This window comes from Pedobacter sp. BS3 (assembly GCF_008274585.1).
Classification (GTDB): domain Bacteria; phylum Bacteroidota; class Bacteroidia; order Sphingobacteriales; family Sphingobacteriaceae; genus Hufsiella_A.
On sequence record NZ_VTRT01000001.1, the window covers coordinates 1153222 to 1175355 of the forward strand.

Annotated in this window: 20 protein-coding genes; 12 read left to right on the forward strand and 8 right to left on the reverse strand. The window is 42.0% G+C overall.

Going from position 1 to position 22134, the window contains the following annotated elements:
• Positions 1–95 precede the first annotated feature (95 nt).
• Both FW774_RS04870 and FW774_RS04875 read left to right on the forward strand, forming a co-directional pair.
• Positions 96–965 (forward strand): AraC family transcriptional regulator, encoded by an 870-nt coding sequence (locus tag FW774_RS04870; protein ID WP_149346997.1) that lies wholly within the window; start codon positions 96–98, stop codon positions 963–965.
• 184 nt (positions 966–1149) lie between these two features.
• Positions 1150–1401: a DUF433 domain-containing protein gene (locus tag FW774_RS04875; RefSeq protein WP_149346998.1), complete on the forward strand. Its 252-nt coding sequence runs from the start codon at positions 1150–1152 to the stop codon at positions 1399–1401.
• Between the two features lie 12 nt (positions 1402–1413).
• Here FW774_RS04875 and FW774_RS04880 read toward each other — a convergent pair whose 3' ends face one another.
• Both FW774_RS04880 and FW774_RS04885 read right to left on the reverse strand, forming a co-directional pair.
• Positions 1414–2367: an Rpn family recombination-promoting nuclease/putative transposase gene (locus tag FW774_RS04880; RefSeq protein WP_149346999.1), complete on the reverse strand. Its 954-nt coding sequence runs from the start codon at positions 2365–2367 to the stop codon at positions 1414–1416.
• A gap of 224 nt (positions 2368–2591) precedes the next feature.
• On the reverse strand, positions 2592–3131 hold the full coding sequence (locus FW774_RS04885) for a hypothetical protein (protein ID WP_149347000.1): 540 nt from the start codon (positions 3129–3131) through the stop codon (positions 2592–2594).
• Between the two features lie 253 nt (positions 3132–3384).
• Here FW774_RS04885 and FW774_RS04890 point away from each other — a divergent pair, with 253 nt between their 5' ends.
• From FW774_RS04890 to FW774_RS04900, 4 genes are all read left to right on the forward strand, one after another.
• Positions 3385–5667, forward strand: a complete 2283-nt coding sequence (locus tag FW774_RS04890) for a glycosyltransferase family 4 protein (RefSeq protein WP_149347001.1) — start codon at positions 3385–3387, stop codon at positions 5665–5667.
• A 64-nt stretch (positions 5668–5731) separates the two neighbouring features.
• Positions 5732–6736, forward strand: coding sequence for a glycosyltransferase family 4 protein (locus FW774_RS04895; RefSeq protein ID WP_149347002.1), 1005 nt, complete (start codon positions 5732–5734; stop codon positions 6734–6736).
• Entirely contained in the window at positions 6736–6903 is a 168-nt protein-coding gene (locus FW774_RS20355; RefSeq protein WP_187774808.1) for a hypothetical protein, read from the forward strand. The genes FW774_RS04895 and FW774_RS20355 overlap by 1 nt, the downstream gene beginning before the upstream one ends.
• 295 nt (positions 6904–7198) lie before the next feature.
• A complete protein-coding gene (locus tag FW774_RS04900) occupies positions 7199–9127 on the forward strand; it encodes a tetratricopeptide repeat protein (RefSeq protein WP_149347003.1) in 1929 nt (642 codons plus the stop codon).
• A 274-nt stretch (positions 9128–9401) separates the two neighbouring features.
• On the opposite strand, the gene FW774_RS04905 is transcribed toward FW774_RS04900, so the two are convergent.
• On the reverse strand, positions 9402–10025 hold the full coding sequence (locus FW774_RS04905) for a response regulator (RefSeq protein WP_149347004.1): 624 nt from the start codon (positions 10023–10025) through the stop codon (positions 9402–9404).
• Positions 10026–10143: 118 nt separating this feature from the next.
• Here FW774_RS04905 and FW774_RS04910 point away from each other — a divergent pair, with 118 nt between their 5' ends.
• Complete coding sequence (locus FW774_RS04910; RefSeq protein WP_149347005.1) at positions 10144–12060, forward strand: sensor histidine kinase; 1917 nt, start codon at positions 10144–10146, stop codon at positions 12058–12060.
• 55 nt (positions 12061–12115) lie between these two features.
• Here the strand turns inward: FW774_RS04910 and FW774_RS04915 are convergent, their stop codons facing one another.
• The 5 genes from FW774_RS04915 to FW774_RS04935 form a co-directional block, all read right to left on the reverse strand.
• Positions 12116–12532, reverse strand: coding sequence for a hypothetical protein (locus tag FW774_RS04915; protein ID WP_149347006.1), 417 nt, complete (start codon positions 12530–12532; stop codon positions 12116–12118).
• Between the two features lie 104 nt (positions 12533–12636).
• Positions 12637–15759, reverse strand: coding sequence for an AsmA-like C-terminal region-containing protein (locus FW774_RS04920; RefSeq protein WP_149347007.1), 3123 nt, complete (start codon positions 15757–15759; stop codon positions 12637–12639).
• Positions 15760–16029: 270 nt separating this feature from the next.
• Entirely contained in the window at positions 16030–16419 is a 390-nt protein-coding gene (locus FW774_RS04925; RefSeq protein WP_149347008.1) for a septal ring lytic transglycosylase RlpA family protein, read from the reverse strand.
• 184 nt (positions 16420–16603) lie between these two features.
• Positions 16604–17476: a succinate--CoA ligase subunit alpha gene (sucD, locus tag FW774_RS04930; protein WP_149347009.1), complete on the reverse strand. Its 873-nt coding sequence runs from the start codon at positions 17474–17476 to the stop codon at positions 16604–16606.
• Between the two features lie 190 nt (positions 17477–17666).
• On the reverse strand, positions 17667–18938 hold the full coding sequence (locus FW774_RS04935; RefSeq protein ID WP_149347010.1) for a dicarboxylate/amino acid:cation symporter: 1272 nt from the start codon (positions 18936–18938) through the stop codon (positions 17667–17669).
• 233 nt (positions 18939–19171) lie between these two features.
• Between FW774_RS04935 and FW774_RS04940 the strand changes: the two genes are divergently transcribed.
• From FW774_RS04940 to FW774_RS04960, 5 genes are all read left to right on the forward strand, one after another.
• The gene (locus FW774_RS04940) at positions 19172–19624 is read left to right on the forward strand and encodes a VOC family protein (protein ID WP_149347011.1); all 453 of its coding nucleotides are present in this window, start codon (positions 19172–19174) and stop codon (positions 19622–19624) included.
• A gap of 130 nt (positions 19625–19754) precedes the next feature.
• The gene (locus FW774_RS20840; RefSeq protein WP_410522724.1) at positions 19755–19919 is read left to right on the forward strand and encodes an HTH domain-containing protein; all 165 of its coding nucleotides are present in this window, start codon (positions 19755–19757) and stop codon (positions 19917–19919) included.
• Positions 19916–21235: a serine hydrolase domain-containing protein gene (locus FW774_RS04950; protein ID WP_149347012.1), complete on the forward strand. Its 1320-nt coding sequence runs from the start codon at positions 19916–19918 to the stop codon at positions 21233–21235. Before FW774_RS20840 ends, FW774_RS04950 begins: the two co-directional genes overlap by 4 nt.
• Before the next feature lie 174 nt (positions 21236–21409).
• On the forward strand, positions 21410–21655 hold the full coding sequence (locus FW774_RS04955) for a DUF6364 family protein (protein ID WP_149347013.1): 246 nt from the start codon (positions 21410–21412) through the stop codon (positions 21653–21655).
• Positions 21655–22077, forward strand: coding sequence for a type II toxin-antitoxin system VapC family toxin (locus FW774_RS04960; RefSeq protein WP_149347014.1), 423 nt, complete (start codon positions 21655–21657; stop codon positions 22075–22077). The genes FW774_RS04955 and FW774_RS04960 overlap by 1 nt, the downstream gene beginning before the upstream one ends.
• Positions 22078–22134: the final 57 nt, after the last annotated feature.

Below are 22134 nucleotides of genomic sequence, written 5' to 3' on the forward strand. Positions count from 1 at the left end.
TAAAACCAGGATTCACCTATAAAAATTCAACAAAATAGCATTCAATACCTAAAAAGAATCCTATATTTAGGTTACGACTCTTAACTCCGTCAACTATGAAACCAGTTTTAATGCGTCATGTAGAAGCGTACAGCGAATCATTTAAATCATGGAAAAATGAGAAACCTTACCGCCATAATCCCTGGCATTATCACCCGGAATGTGAGATAACCTTTATCATTAAAGGCAGCGGTATCCTGTTTATTGGCGACCGGGTTTTAAATTATTCGGAAAATGAGCTGGTATTGATCGGCCCGAATCTGCCGCATGAATGGCGGAGCAACATCAAAGAGGATCCTGACAACTATTCACAATCAATAGCCGTTCATTTTAAGCCCGGTTCATTGGGAAATGATTTTTACAAAATTCCCGAAATGCAACCCATTAACTTGCTATTAGAGCAATCTGTCAGGGGAATTGCTATCCAAAGCAATCCTGTTAAAGAAACGGTGAAGAATAAACTTATCCAGTTAATTGAAACTCAGGGAGTAGAACGCATTAGCCTCCTGTTATCTATATTGAGCAGCATTACCCGTACCGACAAAATAAGCTTTCTATCCAGCACCAGCTTTGTGGATTCCATTCAAAACGACCATGATCACCGGATTAATAAAGTATATAAGTATGTGATGACCAATTTCAAAAATCAGCTATCGATAGATCAGATTGCTGCAGAGATCTCCATGACACCTACTTCTTTTTGTCGTTTCTTTAGAAAAAGGATCAATAAATCGTTCGTACAGTATGTCAATGAAATACGCATAGGTTATGCCTGTAAGCTGCTATACGAAGACAAATTCAGCATTTCACAGGTGGCTTTTGAATCCGGATTTGACAACTTGTCTAATTTTAACAAGCAATTTAAAAAGATCAAACAGGTTACCCCCAGTCAGTTTATTTTACAGATCTCAAAAAAAAGCGATTAAATCGTTTTCAAATCTACTTACATTAAGGTTGCTCTAAACCTTCGACTTAGTGTATTTGCACCGAGACAAACTGCCTGTGTCGCAATTGTAAGCTTTGAGCTGCACAGACAATATGGCCAATTACTTATAACATATTTATTATGTTTGTATATGGCCGTTAATCGTTAACGAATCAATTAAAAATATGGTTTGGCAGGATTATATCATTTCGGATAAGAATATACTCATCGGAAAACCCACGATAAAGGGCACCCGTATATCCATTGAGCTCATCCTGGACTTATTATCTTCCGGATGGACAGAGCAACAGCTTTTGGAAAGCTATCCTCAATTAACAACAAACCATATAAAAGCTGTTTTTTCGTATTTACGGAATTTGTATGAAAAATGGACTGTTTGTGTCATTAATCAAAGGAGGCTCGTGGCTAATATCTAAAAAGAGAGAAACTTACTTTTCTTTTTCTAACTCGTGAATTTTACGAACAAAATCAATCTCCACAGAAGCAAAGGCGGCTATCTCCTCATCTGTAAAACGATTTGAAAGAATAAGATTACGAACAATTTCAGCTTTGCCTTTTTCTATCCCTTCGGTTCTGCCTTGTTCTCTGCCCTCAACTCTGCCCTCAACTCTACCTTCAGCTCTACCTTCAGCTCTACCTCGTTCCCTGCCTTCTTCTATCTTCTGGCGTATTGTTTCCTTCACGCTATATTCGTCCCAGCGGCGCTTTAAACTTACATCGTACATTGTTCTTTCCTCCTTATTTAATTTGCTGTACTCTGCTATATCAAACAGTTTCTCAAATATGGGCTTCCTCAGGTATACCGGTAGTTTGTCTAATTTAGACATATTGGTCAATACGTACAACCATTTGTCTAAATCTGATACCAGTTCCGCCTCATCTTTAACAAAGTTAACCAATTCTAAATAGAAAAATCCTAACTCTTCATAAAATACTTCGCCCGTCTCCCGGTTACACAAGCAAACATCATGCAAATACCGGTCTCTTTTGCCGTCTGTTAAAGTAAATCCGTCCAGTAGCGCTATTACATAAACTTCACTGATCTGGTACCCCCATTCCGAACGCCTGCCCTTGGGCGCCTGGTCGGCTATCAGTTTACTGGAATAGTAGAGCATACGCTTCTTCAGGTTAGACTGGTCGGTACGCTGTACCTCTATCAGAAATTGAGAACCGTCGTCACCGGTACAAGTCAGATCGAAAATAACCGAACCTACATTTTCTGTATCCCCGGTATATTCATTTTTGTTATATACCAAGTCAATAACCGTTTTCCGGCCTCGGAATATACTATTGATAAAACTGATCAAAATGTCCTTGTTGGGTTCGGTGCCAAACAGGCGCTTGAAAGAAAAGTCGGTTAGGGGATCTATATACTTGGTCATGCAGTTTGTTATTTCAGTTTCTATCTAATATAAAAACTAAAAAAACAAGTATACGAAACAGGGGAGCTTTTTGCTAAATTATCCTATCCTAATGCCATATTATCTCTAAAAATTGATCTGTTGTTTCATCCTTGTCTTGTAATAGCCGGATCGTAAAATCCGGGAATTATAATTCTAAGATTACAAATCCCGATGAGCTATACGATACCCATCATAAACCCAACTCACCCTCTAACAGGCTGCCACAATTCTGTAAGATGCCCGTTTTTACCATACACAGGGTCTGATTCCGGCAAAGGCACCTGCTTAATGCGCTCATCGGCAGCAGGCCGTTCGCCATCTTTACCATACAGTATATCGTAGTTTCCGCCCGGGGGATAAGCTCCCACACAACTGAAATCCTTGGTAGCTTTGAGGCATTTATGAGCCACACCTGCCGGGATGATTACCACATCGCCCCGGAATAGCTCAATGCAAGTCCCTTCATCACCGCCAAATTGAACATCGGCCTGACCGCAAACAATGCCCAGAGCTTCGTGTGTTGTGCTGTGATAATGATGATAGGTATAAATATCGCCAGACCAGGCATTCGTCCAGCCGTTACTATTAAAAATTGCCTTTACGGTCTCGTCATTTTCTTCCGGGTGCAGCCGCAAAGCACCTTTATAAACCAAAAGCGGCAGGTCTGAATTGGGAAAAATGCCATCATCGGCAAAAGTGTGCGATACAAGGTAAGGCTGCTGAATGATTTCTACTTTATTCATGAGGCTAATTGCTTTAGTTGGTATGTTTAACAAACAAGATCAAAAATTGATTACATAAAACCTTGCTTTTACAACTATCGTTTTATATAAATAAGCACTTGTTCCGGAATAGCCGTTTTTCGTATAAGTTTAAAATCGCCGGTAAAGAGAAATACGCAAATATTTTACACTATCACATTAAACAATACGTACAAAAGCGTGTTAATCAAATGCATTATCCTATATTAACTATTAAATAAATTACCATTAAGGTATGAAGATCGCATATATTTCAACGTATCCACCTCGCGAATGTGGCATTGCAACATTCAACAATAATCTTGTAAAGGCTATTGCCGCCAATTTCAAGAACAAATCTGTAAAGGATACCGGCTTTGTTGTAGCCCTGAACGATTCTGATAAATTGAACGAGTATGAATATCCCTCTGAGGTTGAATTCATTATCCGGCAGGAGAATCAGAATGATTATATCCGGGCAGCCGGCTATATCAACAACAGTACCGCAGATGTATGCATCCTGGAGCATGAATTTGGTATTTATGGCGGCGAAAGTGGCATTTATGTTCTGCCACTTATACACCGGGTAAATAAACCCATTGTGGCCATTTTGCACACCGTTTTGCGTGAACCCACGTTTATGCAAAAAATTGCTATCCGGGAAATTGCTGCAAATGCAGCAAAAATTGTGGTAATGAGCAAAAAAGCGGTAGGCTTTCTCAAAGATATTTATCGCATTTCGCCAGATAAGATCCAGTTGATCGAGCATGGCGTTCCTGATCTGGAAATACTGGATATTAACCCCGTAAAGAAACAATATCCCTTCAGAGATAAGAGAGTGCTGTTTACATTCGGTCTCATTAGCCGGGGCAAGGGGCTTGAGACCGTAGTAAGGGCTTTACCTAAAATAATAAGCAGGCATCCGGACGCAATGTATGTGATACTGGGCAATACGCATCCGGGCGTGTTGAGAAATTCAGGTGAAGAATATCGCGATCATTTGAAACGACTCGCTACCGAACTGGGCGTACAGGATCACCTGTATTTCATCAATAAATTTGTATCGGAAGAAGACTTGTTCAATTACCTTACGGCGATCGATATCTACATTACGCCTTACCTGAATGAGGCTCAGATTACCAGCGGAACCCTATCGTATGCCATTGGCGCCGGGGCAGCCGTAGTGTCAACACCTTACTGGCATGCCCAGGAATTACTGGACGATAATCGCGGGCGACTGTTCAATTTTAAAGATGCCGATGGTTTGGCCGATATTGTAAACGACCTGCTTGGCCATCCTGAAAAGTTAAAACGCCTTAAAGCGCATGCATACGAATATGGATTAAAATTACGGTGGCCCCGCATCGGTGCCGAGTATGTGAATGTATTAACGCATGCCATAACCAATGCCGATTACAGTCAAAAAACACCGCGGCAGATCATTGACCCCGAAATTATGCCCACCTTTTCGCTGGCGCATATCAAACGCTTAACAGACGATACCGGCATTGTTCAGCACGCTAAATACGGCATTCCCAATCTTAAAGAAGGCTATTGCCTGGATGATAATGCCAGGGCGCTGATCATGGCATTAATGGCTTACCAGCAAAATAAAAGTCCCGAAGCATTGGAGTTGCTGCCCATTTACTTAAGCTATATCCATTACATGCAGCTTGAAGATGGCAACTTCCGTAACTTTCTAAGTTTCGATCGCCGTTACCTGGATGATGTGGGTTCTGAAGATTCATTCGGCCGGACAGTGTGGGCCTTGGGATACATGATAAACTGTGCCCCCAACAACTCTTACCGCGAATTTGCATACGAGCTTTTTCACAATTCAGTCCGCCATTTCAAGTCCCTCGAACATCTTCGCGGCATAATCAATACCATTATCGGGTTGGCGCATTACCTGAAGGTTTATCCATACGATGAAGGCCTTCTACGTGAACTGAACGACATGACAAACCGCGTTATTGAAGCATACCAGGCACACAGCAGCGGCACATGGCATTGGTTTGAAGATAAGCTGACGTACGATAATGCCATATTCCCCCTGGCCTTGTTACATTCCTGCGAGATAACCGGCAACGAACAGGTAAAAAGCATTGCATTAAAATCGCTGGCATTTTTAGATGAGCTGGTGTTAAGCAAAGGGTATTTATGTCCTGTTGGTAACGACGGCTGGTATTACCGCGGCGGAACGATGCCTTTATACGACCAGCAAGCTATAGAAACCATGGCTTCGGTTTTAGTGCACCTGCAAGCCTACCGCGTTGCACAAAAAACCGAATACCTGCGTAAAATGTTTATCAGCTACATGTGGTTCCTGGGCGAGAATACCTTACGGATCCCGCTGTACGATCATGAGACCAAAGGCTGTTGCGATGGCCTGCAGCCCGGCGGCATAAACCGCAACCAGGGCGCAGAAAGTACGCTGGCGTATATGATCTCACATCTGGCCGTGCTGAACGGTTTCCAAATGGAGTACCAGTACAACAAGTCTAACAACAGCACAGCATTAACGGTAGAACAACTATAACAAGCATAGCCGGTGAAGCCTTTAAGCGCTGATGTTAAAAGGCTTCATTTGTTTTTGACAACTGATGAGAATTGCGGTATTATCGCCTGTAGCCTGGCGAACCCCTCCCCGGCATTATGGTCCCTGGGAACAAATAGCATCCAATATTACCGAAGGCCTGGTTAAAGCCGGGCTGGATGTAACCTTATTTGCTACTGCGGATGCTATCACCAGTGCCAGGCTGGACGCTGTTATACCCAAGGGATATGAAGAGGATAAAACCCAGGACGCTAAGGTAGCCGAATGCCTGCACATCAGTAACCTGATGGAAAAAGCAGCCGACTTTGACCTGATCCACAATAACTTTGACTTTCTGCCACTAACCTGGTCGCAGGTGATAAAAACACCGGTGCTTACCACCATTCACGGCTTTTCGTCAAAGCGCATTTTACCGGTTTACCAGAAATATAATAAACACACTTATTACGTTTCTATCAGCAATGCCGACCGCGATCCTTCATTAGACTATATTGCTACCGTTTATAACGGTTTGCGTATACAGGATTTTGTATTCAATGCACAACCGGACGACTATTTGCTGTTTTTCGGACGCATTCACCCGGATAAGGGCGCTGCCGAAGCTATACAAATAGCGTTAAAGAGCAAGCGAAGGCTCATTATGGCCGGGATTATACAGGACGAGGCTTATTTCAGAAACCACGTAGAGCCGCATTTGGGAGGTTCGGTAGAATTTATCGGTCACGCCGGGCCTGAAATGCGCAATACCTTATTGGGCAACGCTGCTGCACTGCTCCATCCCATTAATTTTAACGAACCTTTCGGGATGAGCGTAGCCGAAGCCATGCTTTGCGGAACGCCTGTTATTGCATTTAACCGCGGCTCTATGCCCGAACTGATCCGGCACCGGAAAACGGGGTTCCTGGTAACCAGCATTGACGAAGCTGTGCAGGCAGTAGCACAACTTGAAACCATCAACCGCAGCTATTGCCGCGAATGGGCCAGTACCATGTTCTCACAGGAAAAAATGGTAGCCGATTATATAGAGGTGTATAAAAAGATAGTGGGATAATGAACAAAAGAGTAAAGGCTTCGGTAGCGCTTATATCCGCTAATTTAAAAAGTTTGTTTGCCGGGCATACCATATACACAAATAACCTGCCTCCCGCTTTAGGCGGAAGAGCAGGTACAATCAAGCCCACAATCCTAATCGTTCTTCATATTGTAGTTTATAAATAACAACAGCCTGCACGGGGATATCAATCAATCGCCCATTCAGGCTGCTAAAAAACAGAGAGCATATATTATCTAGAAATAGTCTTCGGATGTATCATTAATCGCCACACACAAACTTAAATCTTGCTATCAAAGCTATCTTAAAGCAGAAGAATGGTTTATCCGTAAAATTGCTGATTTTACATCCGTATTTCTACGGAGGCAATCCCAATAACCTGTTTGTACATTTCGGAAGCAGCGTACTATTTTCACCTAAAAAAGAAAGCTATTATATTGTACGCTGAAATGCCGGCCAATTATGCGCAGATATATCAGCTTAACGCTCCTTTGCATCACATGCTTATGCAGTGCCCAACCCAGGATAGACAGCCTTAAGAAAATCCTGGCAAACGGCAATAAGGATTCCCGTATACCGGCATTACTTGAATTATGCTGGGAATACCGTTACAGCAAACCCGACACTGCACGGAAATACGGATTTGAAGCACTGGAAGCGGCAATGCAGAAAAAAATGCCATCGTTTGAGGCCGAGGCGCTTCATAACCTGGCAATAACCTACGAAGCGCAGGGAAATTACCAGACCGCATTAAACTATAATTTCAGGGCATTAAAAATCAGGAAACTATTAGCCGATAGCATTAAAACAGCAAACACGCTTAATAATATTGGTATCTCTTATGATGAGCTGGGAAATTTCACCCTGGCGCTTAAATATTATAATGAGGCCTACCAGATCTACAAAAAGCTCAACGACCGTGAAAAATTAGCCATGGTAACCACCAATCTTGGTATTCTGTTTAAAGGACACGAAGATTTCAGACAAGCCATTGCCTATTATAAAGAGGCGTATGCTATATATAAGACCTTAAAAATGCCCCTGGAATCTGCGTTTACCGAAGCCAATCTCGGCTCGGGATATCACTACACCCATCAATACGATAGCTGCCTGTATTATTCCCTGAAAGCTGCCAAAGTGTTGAAAGAACAGCACATTCTCCAGTTTTTACCCGTTACCTACGCCAACGCCGGAATAGCGTATTTTGAGTTAGGAAATACCGCAAAAGCGTTAGAGCTGCTGCAATCAGCACTGACACAGCATGCCCGGTATGGAAATAAAAAAGAAATGTCTTTTTGTAACATACACCTGGCCCGCATCATGATGAAGCAAAAAAACAATGCTGCGGCACAGGCGTATTTAAAACAGGCCATCAGCCTGGGCGAACAAATTGGCGCCAGTAAACAGGTTATGGATGCCCAGTTGTTGTTAGCTGATGTCTATCGCGATGAGAAGGATTTTGAGCGTGCCTATCAGGCGCAACAGGCTTATGGCTTTATTAAAGATTCTCTATTCAGGAAGGAAAAGACCAGGTTAATCACAGAGTTTCAAACAAAATACGAAACCGAGAAAAAGGAACAGCAGATCGTTTCACTCAACCAGCAAAATACCATACAGCAATTGAAGATCAGGCAGCGCACCGTCCTGTTGCTCATTGCTGTAGCCCTATTGTTAGCAGGCGCCATCATCACCTATTTATTGAATAACCGGCGTAAATTAAAAGCAGAGGCCCGCCTGCAGACCGAAATCAATAAACAACAGGAATTAACTACCAGGGCCGTACTTGATGCCGAAGAACGTGAACGGCGGCGCATTGCTACCGATTTGCACGATGGTGTCGGACAGATCTTATCTGCCGCCCTGATGAACCTGAGCAGCTTATTTAAAAAGCTGGGGCTTAAAGGCGATGAAGAAACGCAGGCACAGCGCTCATTAAACCTGGTTACAGAAGGCTACAGTGAAATGCGCACCATCTCTCATCAAATGATGCCGAATGCCCTGCTCAAAGCCGGACTGGCCTCGGCTGTCAAGGACTTTTTAAATCATATTGACGAAAACCAGATCAAGGTAAGTCTTGAAACCGTCGGTCTCACCAAACGCCTGGATGAACAGGTAGAAACCGTACTGTACCGTGTGATACAGGAAACCGTTAACAACGTGATCAAACATGCTTCGGCATCAAAGCTGACCGTTCAGATTATACACGATACCGACAGCACATCGGTAACCATTGAGGATAACGGCAAAGGTTTTGACAGCAGAAAGCTTGCCGGTAACGAGGGTATCGGCTTAAAGAATATACGTTCGCGGGTTGAATTGCTGAAAGGAATTGTTGATATCGATTCGACACCTGGTAAAGGAACAATGGTAGCCATACATATACCGGCCTGATGCTTGTACTTAAAGATCTATGAGATTTAATTTTGGTTGGTTTCTTCTTTTAAGATAAAATTGAGGACTTCGCCGTTTGAAAATCTCATTCATAGGTTTCCCGAGCACAAAAAACTAAGCTTACATCAGCGATACTTCTTTAAAGATAGCAATCATGGGTAAATATAAGCCAGCGTACAAATATATTCGTATTACCTTTTTCATCCTAAAGTGTCGGGATTTTACGGCGCCCAACTTTTGAATTTTGAATTTTTACTTTTGACTTAACACTAAATTACACCAGCTTATGGGTATAAGCATATTTAATAAGGCCGATGGTATTCACTGAATTGGTTTTGCGCATCAGGTTTTTACGATGTGTTTCAACGGTACGTTCACTTATAAAAAGCCGGTCGGCTATTTCGCGACTGGTTAGCTCCTGCATCAGCAGCTTCAGCACTTCCAGTTCGCGTTCGGTAGGTGCACATTGCTCATCCGGAAATTCAGGTTTGTGAAACAGCGCCCGGCTTACCTCCTGGCTCCAGTACTGGCGATGGTTAAGAACCGAATCTATGGCATGTAACAGCTCTTGTTGCGCATACTTTTTAAGCACATAAGCATCAACACCGGTCGCCATAATTTCGCGTACTATCTGCGGATCATCGTGCATGCTTAACATGATAATTTTCAGATCAGGGTGCATCTGCCTGGCCTTTTTTACCAGCGTGGCGCCGTCCATATCGGGCATGGAATAATCTGTTATCATTATATCAAACGTTTCACGTTTCAGGTTGGCCAGGGCAAAGTCTGCCGATTGCGACTTGGCGCACACGCATAAGTTTGGGTTTTCTTTCAATAAAGATTCAAGACCATCAATCAGTATGGCATGATCATCAACCAACAGGATTTTTATTTTCATACACAAGAGCGAACGCCTTAAAAATACGTAAAAATTGGTATGTAAATCAATACGTTAGCCAATTAACTTACCCCCATACTAAGTTAAATCATTGTTCATAACAAACAAATTAACGCTTATGCTCAAATCATTTACATTTATAAAAGGGGGTTACTTGTGCATTGCCCTTTCTTTGATTATCTGTCCGGCATTTGCTCAACAGGATACCAAGGAGAGATTCGATAAAATTTACACACAGGCTGTTAAATATCTCCTGAAACCTGATTCGTTGATCAGGTATGCTAATGAAGCCTACCAGTTTGCAAAAAGCGAAAATTATGTATCAGGAGAAGCGCAATCACTCAAGTTAAAGGGAATTTATGAGCATCGCGTTAGCAATTTTGACCAGGCCATTCAATATTATCAGCAATCGTTAGCCATTTTTGAAGATTTGCATATTCCGCTTGAAATTGGTAAAGTCAACCTGAATATTGCTACTTCATATAGCAGCAAATATGATTTTGTAAAGAGCATACAATACGGGCTAAAGGCGTTGAAAATATTCGAACAGCTAAATGACCTGAACGGCCAGGGACGTGTACTAAATTTGCTGGGTATTTGTTCATCGGCACAGAAAGATTACAGAAGTGCCGTTAACTATTTTATCCAGTACAATAAACTTGTTAAACAAGCCCGCGACACGGTTGAGATTGCAACAAGCTACAACAATATTGGTACAACCTATCAATCGTTATCGAAACCAGATTCGGCCATATACTACCTTAAACTTGCCGCATATCTGCATAATAAGGTTAACAATCTAAACGGCTTAGGTGCGGTGTACGAAAATATTGGCGCTCTCTATGAGTCAAAAAAAGATTTACAGAATGCCATTGTTTATCACAAAAAAAGTATGGATGCCTACAAACGCTTTGGCAACCGGAAATTTCTAAGCCATAGTTATTATAACTTAGGCGTTGCTTACAAGCAGCTAAAAGATACCGTGAAGGCAGAGCAATGGTTTGACAAAGCACTTGACCTGGCCGAAAAGGTTGGAGAAAAACAGATCATTCAGGAGACCTACGCCCGGCTTTCTGAGCTTCATGCCAACAGAGACCAGTATAAAGCGGCGTACGAAAATCTCAAATTATCTGTACATAGTCGTGATTCTATTCTCACTAACAGCAAAATGCAGATTATTGAAGATTTAAAAACGAAATACGAAACCGGGAAAAAGGAGCAGCAGATCGTTTCGCTCAACCAGCAAAACACCATACAGCAACTAAAGATCAGGCAGCGCACCATTCTGCTGCTCATTGCTGTAGCACTGCTGTTAGCCGGTGTGCTGGTTGCCTACCTGTTCAACAACTGGCGTAAATTAAAGACCGAAGCTCACCTGCAGGCCGAGATCAACAAACAGCAGGAGCTGGCTACAAAGGCTTTGCTTGATGCAGAAGAACGTGAACGGCGACGCATTGCTACCGATCTGCACGATGGTATAGGGCAAATTTTGTCGGCTGCGCTAATGAATATGAATGGGTTGTTTAAAAAGCTGAACCTTAAAGGCGATGAAGAATTACAGGCCCAACGCTTGCTGAGCCTGGTGACAGAAGGTTACGATGAAATGCGCACCATTTCTCATCAAATGATGCCGAACGCCCTGCTCAAAGCAGGATTAGCCTCGGCTGTAAAGGATTTTTTAAATCATATTGACGAAAACCAGATCAAGGTAAGTCTTGAAACCATCGGTCTTACCCAACGCCTGGACGAGCAGGTAGAAACGGTGCTTTACCGCATTATACAAGAAACGGTTAACAATGTGATCAAGCATGCCTCGGCATCAAAATTAACGGTTCAGATCATAAACGATACTGACGGCATATCGGTAACCGTTGAAGATAACGGCAATGGGTTTGACAGCAGGAAGTTTACCGGCAACGAAGGCATCGGTCTAAAAAATATACATTCGCGGGTTGAATTGCTTAAGGGGATTATCGATATTGATTCGGCTCCCGGTAAAGGAACTTTGGTAGCCATACATATACCGTTAAAATAATAAGCCGGTTTATACTCCATTCAGCATACAAACCGGCTTTATAATAAATATGGTTTTATAAAATCTGCGAAAGCACACTCAATGCAGCATCTGTGCTGGTGCTTTTAGCCGATGATTTCAGCCCTAACAAATTAGCATACTGGTTAACTGTTAAAATGGTTTTCAGGTTAGACAGCAGCTTGCTTTTTGAACCGGCCAGCTTAGTGGCGTAAGCTGCAGCGTTAGTGGTTGCCAGCGATGCGATGCTCGATTTTTCGTTCAAAAACGATGTTACCGCCGATAATGAGCTGCTCTCCTGTTTGCTGTTTAAATTCAGCTTGGTATCTAAGGCCGATACAATTTGCGATGCTGATGCCGTAACCGCGTTAGTGGCTGCCGTTTTACCGGCAGATTTAACCGTGCTTAACAGCGATTGTGAATACCCCATGGCCGCAATGCAAGCCAGGGCAATGGTGAAGACTACTTTTTTCATTTTATTGTATTGTTTGTTTTTAGTTGTTTGAAATTTGAATTTTAGTTCTGGTATTGGACATTGGAACGGTCAACGTACAACCTAAAACTTATAACTTAAAAACCTTAGTTCTCCGTTGTTTCCTGCAATTCATCTTCCTTTTGCTGCCTGCCCAGTTTAATCACAGGCTTTTCCTGCGTTCCGGTGATCTTCATGGGGATACCAAATATTCCAAAAGGAGGGAGGCCCAGCCTGAAACCGATGTTCATCCGGCCGTCAAGGCTTACCTGACCTTCAAACCGGGGCCTGAAACCCGCAATCTTCATCCGGGTACGTTCAATGGTCATCACATTATTGCTGATGCTCGTTTTAATATCCACCTGCGATACACTGGGGTCATTCAAACTTTCGCTGGAAGTTTTACGGGCAATACTGTTCATCAGCTTAAAACCTTTAAAGCGAATGTTATTTAGGCTTAATGTTCCGTTACCTTTCAGGCTGGGCAGTACAGGGAACATGTTTTCATCCAGTTTACCTTCCAGCTTATAGTTTAGCGAAACCGTTCCGTAAGCATCTTTAGCCGCCGAAGCCATTTCCCTGAACAGCTTTATCTGCTGATACGCCTTCTGAATATCAAAGTTCTCCGCTTTTACATCATACGTAAAGTTCGCTTTACGCGGATTTACCGGTGCATACGAAGCATTCATATTCACCGTGGTTCCAATAACGTTAAAGCCGGTATTCTTTAAAAACAGTTGCCCATCTTTTACTTCCGCCTCGCCCTTGAAATTATCCAGGTTCAAATCATCATAACGGACACGTTTTACCGCAGCGGACAGGTTAACATCCAGGTTATCCGGAATAAGCACCACACCGACAGCCTGTTGGGGGGCAGGCGCTGCCGACGATGAAACCGGTGCGTAAGCCATAAACTCGTTTATATCCAGCTTATCGCTGCTCAATTTGAAATCACCTTTTAACGGTTCCCCCTCGCGGGTAAGGTAATTAAGCATATTGGATAGTTGCCCGTCCATGTTAAATGCCGTTTTACCGTATTGGGCGGTAAAGCTTTTAAACAGCATTTTCTCGCGGTAAAACACAAATCGACCGCTCCTGATCAGGAATGCCTGCGGGAAAAGGTCGCTGCTCACGGCCATGTCCTTAATCTCCAGCATCCCTTTGTTATCCAGCTTCTGGTACTGGCCGCTGGCAGCATCGCTTTGACGACCTTTTAAAGCCAGGTTGGTTTTAATTTTACCTGCCAGATCATAGCCGGAAACACCAAATATCTTATACAGCTTGGCTAAATCGACGCTGCCTTTTGATTTGATATCATAACGCAGATTGTTAAAATCTTCCAGGTTTGCTTTAAGCAGGAAAGGTTCCTGGGAAACCTTAAAGGAAACCGGCAGAATTTCAATCCTCAAATCTTTGTACGAGCCTTTGCTACTAGTAACCCGTGTCAATAAATCAATATTATTCAGCGGAATAGGATAAGCGTCGGTTTTAAAATGTCCGTTTTTCAACGCAAGCTCGGTAACCGTAACCGGGAAGATATGCTTCTTAGGCTCATACGTTCCGTTAGCAACCGCGTTTACCGTTAGCTTGCCGCCCAGTTCAATCCCGTTTAACGGATAAAATTTGGCAATATCCTGTAAATCAAATACCGATTTAAGGTCGGCATTTACGGTAAATTTATTAAGGTCTTTAACCTTGATATAGCCTTTCAGGTAATTATCAAGCAGGTTTACGTTGATGTTGGTAAGCTCGGCAGTGGTATTCTTATAATTGCTGTCTGCGCAGGATGCGTTGATATCAAAGCTGATATTCTTTAAGGCTTCCGGCAAAGCGGTGTACTTAAAATAGCCGTCGCTTACCCTGCTTTTCAGCGTGAAAGCCGGGATACTGGCAATTACAGTATCTACCTGCCGGATACCGCTTTTTCTTATCGCGGTAGCATATTTTCCTTTGGCGCTGAAATCCAGGTGCAACAAACCCCTGAAATCAAAATCCGGTAAGCCGAGGGCCTGGTCAAGTTCAGCCAGGTTAAGCTGCGTTTGTACCTTACTATCAACCGTGCAGGGATTTAAGCCGTTCAGCTTCAGTGAGCCGTCAAAATAATCTTTCCCGATATTAAAGTGCACCTTATTCACTGCCAGATCCAGTTTTTGTGGATCAAGCCCCGGAACATTAGCCTTCATTTCCAATGCCAGATTCTCCAGCGGGAAAGGGGCCTTTTCATGTTGTATAAAGCCATCCTGTATGCTTAGTCCGAAAGCTGCATCCGGCATTTTTTGATCTTCGGCATTGTATTGCCCGTTTAAGGTCAGTGTTAAACTTCCGGTTCCCTTCAGCTTTGTACCGGCGACATAGCGCAGATAATCCGGCGGCAATGCGCTGATGAAATCAGCCAGTGCAACCTGCCTACTGCTTACACTGAAAGACATATCATAGCCGCTTTTCAGAAAGGCGAACTTCCCGGTAAAGGTTAAAGGCAGATCATTGATCTTCAAATCGTTTTTCTCAAAAATAAAGCTCAGCGAATGGGTATTGATCCGGGTAACCAGCCGGGCATCTATCTTTTTGTTTTTAAGGTATTGCTGATCGCCATAAGCAAAATCCAGCGAATCAACACGGGCATGGGTTTGCAGCGTGAACACAGCGTTCATTAAATCGCCTTTGCCCTGGTAATTAAATCCTTTCGCGTCAATCATCATCGGTAAAGAACGGTCATGATAAACCAGGTGACTGTTGCTGATCTTTATCAGCTCAATACCCAACGATACACTGGTAGTATCCATCGTTTCAGTGCTGTCTGCCGGCGATGATGATTTATAAATATTGTAATTAGCCGCTCCAAGGCTATCCGTCTGGATATTGATCAGGGCATTATCTACGTAAAATTTATTGATACTGATTTTATCGCCAAAAGCAGACCACACGTTAACGCCCAATGCGATTTCGCCGGCATTCAACAGGTTTTCTTTCTCAAACGGTGCAGAACCTTTTAAATCAACCTGATAGAGTGTAACGGTCAGGTAGGGAAAATGCTTAAAAAATGATAAGTTAACATCTTTAAATGCAACTGTGCCGTTAATGTTGGCATTGGCCCATTCGGTTACTTTGCCGTTAATGGTTTTTGATAAAAATAATGGAAGAACGGCCAGAAGAACAACTATACCGAGTATACTAAAGCCTGTAATTTTAGCTATCCTGATAAACAGGTTGCCAGAGCGTTGCGTTTTCAATGTTTAAACAGCTAATACCTTGCAAAAGAACACTTTTTACTTTATATGTATGAAATTTTACAGGCAGAATTTTTTGTTAAAAATCGTTAAGAGGAGATTCTAGAGTATGTATAAATTTATATATGGGTAATTTAGAATGGCCGGTATCTCCACCGGCCATGGTCTCGGCCGCTGCCTGTGTCTCCACTGGCAGCTCTGTATAACTTAACTTTTTCATTTTTAAACAGACTCTTAAAATTTGACAACTTTTTAAAAAGTTGTCAAATGAAACTATGGTTCATTACCATCCTGGTAAATCAACTGAACATCGGCTACACCGCGACCATAGATGCCAATAGCTTTTGCCGCTCCCTGCGAAATATCGATGAGGTACTTTTTATTAAAAGGTCCACGGTCGTTTACCAGTACATCAATGGATTTGCCGTTGGCTTTGTTAACAACGGTAACCCGGCTGCCAAATGGAAGCGTGCGGTGTGCGGCCGTAAACTTTTTATGATGATAGCGCTGTCCGCTGGTAGTTTTCCGGCCTTCGAAATAGCCGGCATAATAGGTTGCCTTACCGCTTAATGTATCAGTGTATGCTTTTGTAAATGCAGCTTTTACTTTAGTTGTATGAACACACAGAGCTGCCGTCAATATTCCAATAATAACTATGCGCATGTTTTCAATTCAAAAGTAAAAATTCAAAAGGCTCACCTCGCAATCCTAACCTACCGATTTAGATTAAGTAAACATCAAAACAGGTAATCGGCTTAAAATTATTCGTTTGTAATTAACTTAAAATACCCCATCGTTTTACGGATGAGGTATTAATAAATATCAACGTATCTGCTAAAGCAGCATATTATTTTGCCAGTTCTTCGGCCATGGCAGCGCCAATCTCTGCCGGAGATTCCACTACCCGTATGCCGCACTCACGCATAATTTTCATTTTGGCAGCCGCTGTATCGTCGGCACCGCCAACAATAGCGCCGGCATGACCCATACGACGTCCCGGAGGCGCAGTTTGTCCGGCGATAAAGCCTACAACCGGCTTAGTACCGTTCTCTTTTATCCAACGGGCTGCTTCGGCTTCCATACCACCGCCAATCTCGCCAATCATGATGATACCGGCAGTTTCAGGATCGTTCATCAGCAGCTTTACCGCTTCTACCGTTGGCGTACCGATAATCGGGTCGCCACCAATTCCGATGGCTGTAGTAATACCCAACCCGGCTTTTACCACCTGGTCTACGGCTTCATAAGTCAGGGTTCCTGATTTGGATACAACACCTACATTACCTTTCCTGAAGATAAAACCAGGCATAATACCGATTTTAGCTTCGTCAGCAGTAATAATTCCGGGGCAATTTGGTCCGATCAAACGGGTGTCCCTGTCTTTAATGTATTCCTTCACCATGATCATATCTTTAGTAGGAATACCTTCAGTAATACATACAATTACTTTGATGCCGGCATCGGCAGCTTCCATAATGGCATCGGCAGCAAATGCCGGAGGAACAAAAATAATAGATACGTCGGCGCCTGTTTTATCCACAGCATCTTTTACAGTATTAAAAACGGGACGCTCCAAATGGGTCTGACCGCCTTTGCCGGGGGTAACCCCTCCAACAACGTTGGTTCCGTATTCTATCATTTGCGACGCGTGATAAGTACCCTCGTTGCCTGTAAAACCCTGTACGATAACTTTAGAATTTTTATTAACTAAAACGCTCATAGATCTTTATTTTTTGCTTTGGGTGCAAAGCTACTATTATTGCATGGATTGTCAAATTGAAATTGGCGGTAATCCCATTTACGATTTTAGATTTATGATTTACGAAGGTGGCTGATGGCTGATGGCCGATAGCCAATGGCTAACAGCTAATGGCCTATAGTCAGGAAGCAGAAATAGGCCACAATACGCGTTACATCATCTCCTCCATCTTTTCTATAGCGGCAGGTTGTGTGGCCCAACGGTATTTATCCTCATCAAATTCATTTTCGCTTTTGGCGATAACAATGGTAGCTATCCCGTTACCGATCATATTGGTAATGGCACGGGCTTCGGACATAAAACGGTCTACGCCCAGCAATAGGGCAATATGCTCTACCGGCATAATTTTTAATGCCGATAAGGTTGACGCCAGCACGATAAACCCGCTTCCGGTAACTCCGGCTGCTCCCTTGGATGTAACCATCAAAACCGCCAGCAGCGATATTTGCTGACCCAACCCTAAATGAATATTAAACGCCTGCGTTAAAAACAACACCGCCATAGAAAGGTAAATGGCGGTTCCGTCTAAGTTAAACGAGTAGCCGGTAGGTATAACTAAACCGACAACGGATTTATCGCAACCAATGGTTTCCATCTTCTGCATCATACTGGGCAATACCGATTCTGATGACGAGGTTCCCAGTACAATTAATATTTCCTGGCGGATATACCGCAAATATTTCCACAGGCTGAATTTATAGTAGCGGCAAATGGCATTTAAAACCGCGAAGATAAACAGGATACAGGTTAAATATACCGTTCCCATCAGCTTGGCCATAGGCAGCAGGGTGGATAATCCGTACGTACCAATACTGTAAGCCATTCCGCCGAAAGCACCCACCGGGGCCAGGCGCATTACCACCTTCATGATATTGAAAAACACTTTCGATAGCTTATCGAAGGTTGATAACAGCGATTGTCCGCTGCTGCCCATACGGTTTAAACCGTAGCCAAACAAAATGGCGAAGAACAGTAGTTGCAGAATATCTCCCTTAACAAAGGACTCAAAAATATTATGCGGAATAATATGGGCAATAAACTCACTCCAGTTTATCTCTGCAGCCTCTTTGGCATATTTATCTACGCTTTGGGCATCGCTGCCTGCCGTGCTCAAACCCTCGCCGGGCTTCAGGAGATTGGCAACCAGCATACCGATGATAATGGCCAGCGTGGTAACTATTTCAAAATATATTAAAGCCTTTCCTCCCACGCGACCTACCTTTTTCATATCGCCCATGTGCGCAATACCCAGCACAATGGTTAGAAATATAATGGGTGCTATCAGCATGTTGATCATGTTGATAAAGCTCTGACTGATCAATTTGGCGTAAGGTGAAAAGCCGGGAAAGAACGCACCGATAATCATGCCTGTTATAATGGCCACAATTACCTGGAAGGTTAGGTTAGTATAGATTAACTTCATTTATTTTTTACCGTAAAAATAAAAAGTGGATTTAATACCAAAGTTTACAAGATTGCGAATGTAGTTGATAAATACCATTTATTGATAATGAAAGATTAGCATAAGTTGAGTAGATTTTATCCGGGTATAACCATTTTATCTGTTTATACGTGAACGTGTTGTGTATATTTGGGAGTTAGCGGTCGTTGCAGGACGCCACAGTAGACATTAATAAACGACATAACAAGAACAATATGACAAAAAGTAAATTACTTGAAATGAACAACGTAGGCATCGTTGTAGAAAATCTTGATAACGCTATTTCTTTTTTCACAGAAATGGGGCTGAAACTTGAAGGACGAACCATGATTGAAGGCGAATGGGCGGGACGAGTAACAGGACTTGGAAATCAATCCGTAGAAATTGCAATGATGGTTACACCTGACGGGCACAGCCGGCTTGAACTTTCAAGATTTCTAACACCGGCAATCATTTCTGACCATAGGGCAGCACCTGTTAATTCTTTGGGGTATCTAAGAGTCATGTTCAAAGTTGACAATATTGACGAGTTGGTGTCCAGACTTACAAAGCAAGGTGCAGAACTTGTTGGCGAAGTGGTTAATTATGAAAACATATACCGGCTTTGCTACATTCGTGGAGTTGAAGGACTTCTTATTGGACTTGCCGAACAAATAAATAATAAATGAAAAAACAATATGGTTACCGGAGTTTTATGTCAAATCGGGATTGGTTGAAAAAAAGTAGTTGAAGGCATAGACTAAAAAAGAAGGTTCGGAGAAAAGTTCGGAGAAACCCTGGAAAAGTTCGGAGAAAATTATACGATTGATAAAAAACAATGCCCGGATAACGATTAAAGAATTAGCAGAACAACTGAATATATCAACAAGAGCAGTAGAAAAGAATATAGCAAAACTAAAAACAATAGGAATACTTGAACGCATTGGTAGCGACAAGGGCGGACATTGGAAAATTAACAAATGAAAAAAACAACGTTAACAATACTGATTACCGGAGTTTTATGTCAAATCGGGATTGCCCAAAACTTTGACAAAATCAAGCTGGATAATTACTTTAACGCACTTAAAGCAAACGATAAGTTTATGGGGAGTGTGGCTGTTTCACGGGACGGAAAACTCATTTACTCAAAATCCATAGGATTTGCGGACATTGAGAACAATATACTGGCAGACGCAAATACCAAATACCGGATTGGCTCAATATCCAAAACGTTCACTTCGGTTTTGGTATTAAAAGCCGTAGAAGGGAAAAAATTAGACCTGAGCCAAACCATTGACCAATATTTTCCGGCTATTAAAAATGCCGCTAAAATAACCATTAAAGATTTGCTCAGTCACCGAAGCGGAATACCTAATTTTACCAATGAAAAAGATTACCTGACCTGGCACACCCAACCCAAGACTGAAGCAGAAATGGTAGCGATTATTGCTAAAGCCGGCAGCGATTTTGAGCCTGGCAGTAAAGCTGAATACAGCAATTCAAACTTTGTGCTTCTAACCTATATTCTTGAAAAGAGCTTCAAAAAATCCTATACCGAATTACTGAAAGAATACATTACTCAACCCATTGGATTAGTCAATACATACCTGGGAGGAAAAATTAAAACTTCGGAGAAAGAAAGTAAATCATATAAATACACAGATACCTGGAAAGTTGAACCCGAAACCGATATTTCTATTCCTTTAGGTGCGGGCGGCATTGTTTCCACACCGGGCGATTTGGTAAAATTCAGCGACGCGTTGTTTGGAGGAAAACTTTTAAAAAAAGAAAGTCTTGAAACGATGAAAACCATCAAAGACCATTATGGAATTGGATTGTTTCAAATTCCTTTTTACAATAAAACAGGTTATGGACACACTGGAGGTATAGATGGTTTTAGTGCTGTTTTCGCACATTTTTCAGACGGCAATATTTCTTATGCGCTAACCTCAAACGGAACAAACTTTAACAATAACAACATTTCTATTGCGGTTCTGAGTGCCGTTTATGACAAGCCTTATGACATTCCTGAATTTTCAACTTACAAAGTGAGTTCAGCAGATTTGGACAAGTATTTGGGCGTTTATTCATCAACGCAAATCCCGCTTAAAATAACAATAACTAAAAAAAACAGTACACTCATTGCGCAAGGCACAGGACAACCTTCCTTTCCGCTTGAAGCAATAGAAAAAGACAAATTTAAATTTGACCAGGCAGGTGTAGTATTAGAATTTAATCCGGCAGCAAAAACAATGACACTTAAACAAAGAGGAGGGCAATTTGCGTTTACAAAGGAGTAAAATTACACTCAAAACGGCTGTTGTTCTTGTCGAATTTCGTACCGGGATTTATTTCGGTAAACGCTGTCAGGGTTTTGAACCCTGACAGCGTTAAAAGCCAGAACAACTTTGCATGACCACTTATTCAATTACGTAAATTATTCCTAACTTTACACGTAACATACGTTTAAAGGAATGAATACGAAACTGACATTGAACTTAAACAAGCATATCATTGAAAGTGCAAAAGACTATGCAAAAAGTCATAAAGTTAGCTTATCGCAATTAATCGAAAACTATTTAAACTCATTGACCCAAAAGAACGAAAAAGAGATTAAAGTAAGTCCGCTTGTTGAGAGTTTAACCGGTGTAATTCCAAGTGAACAAGACGCTGACTTCAGAAAAAACTATTATGAATATTTAAACAAAAAATATTCATAATGGATAAACTTTTTGTTGACACAAACATTATCATTGACCTTCTTCAAAAGAGAGAAGGATTTTATGAAGAAGCTCAGGAATTATTTACACTTGCTGACAAAAAGAAAGTAAAACTTTTTATTTCTTCATTAACCATTGCGAATACACATTTTTTACTCTTAAGGAATTATAACTCTGATGAGGCCAGGAAAATATTGGCAAAATTTAAAGTTCTGGTAGAAGTTTTGCCATTGGATGACAAAATAATTGAGCTGGCTTTGGCTTCAGACTTAAAAGACTTTGAAGATGCCATTCAATACTACACTACCATAGAAAATAATGCGAATATGATTATAACCAGAAATAAAAAGGATTTCGGTAAACAAACTATTCCAATATTAACAGCAAAAGAATATCTAAACCGAAATAAAAGTGTTGGGTAGACAAAGGGAATTTCCTTGGTGAAGCAAAATTCTTATCGATTGAGCGAAGCTCCGGCT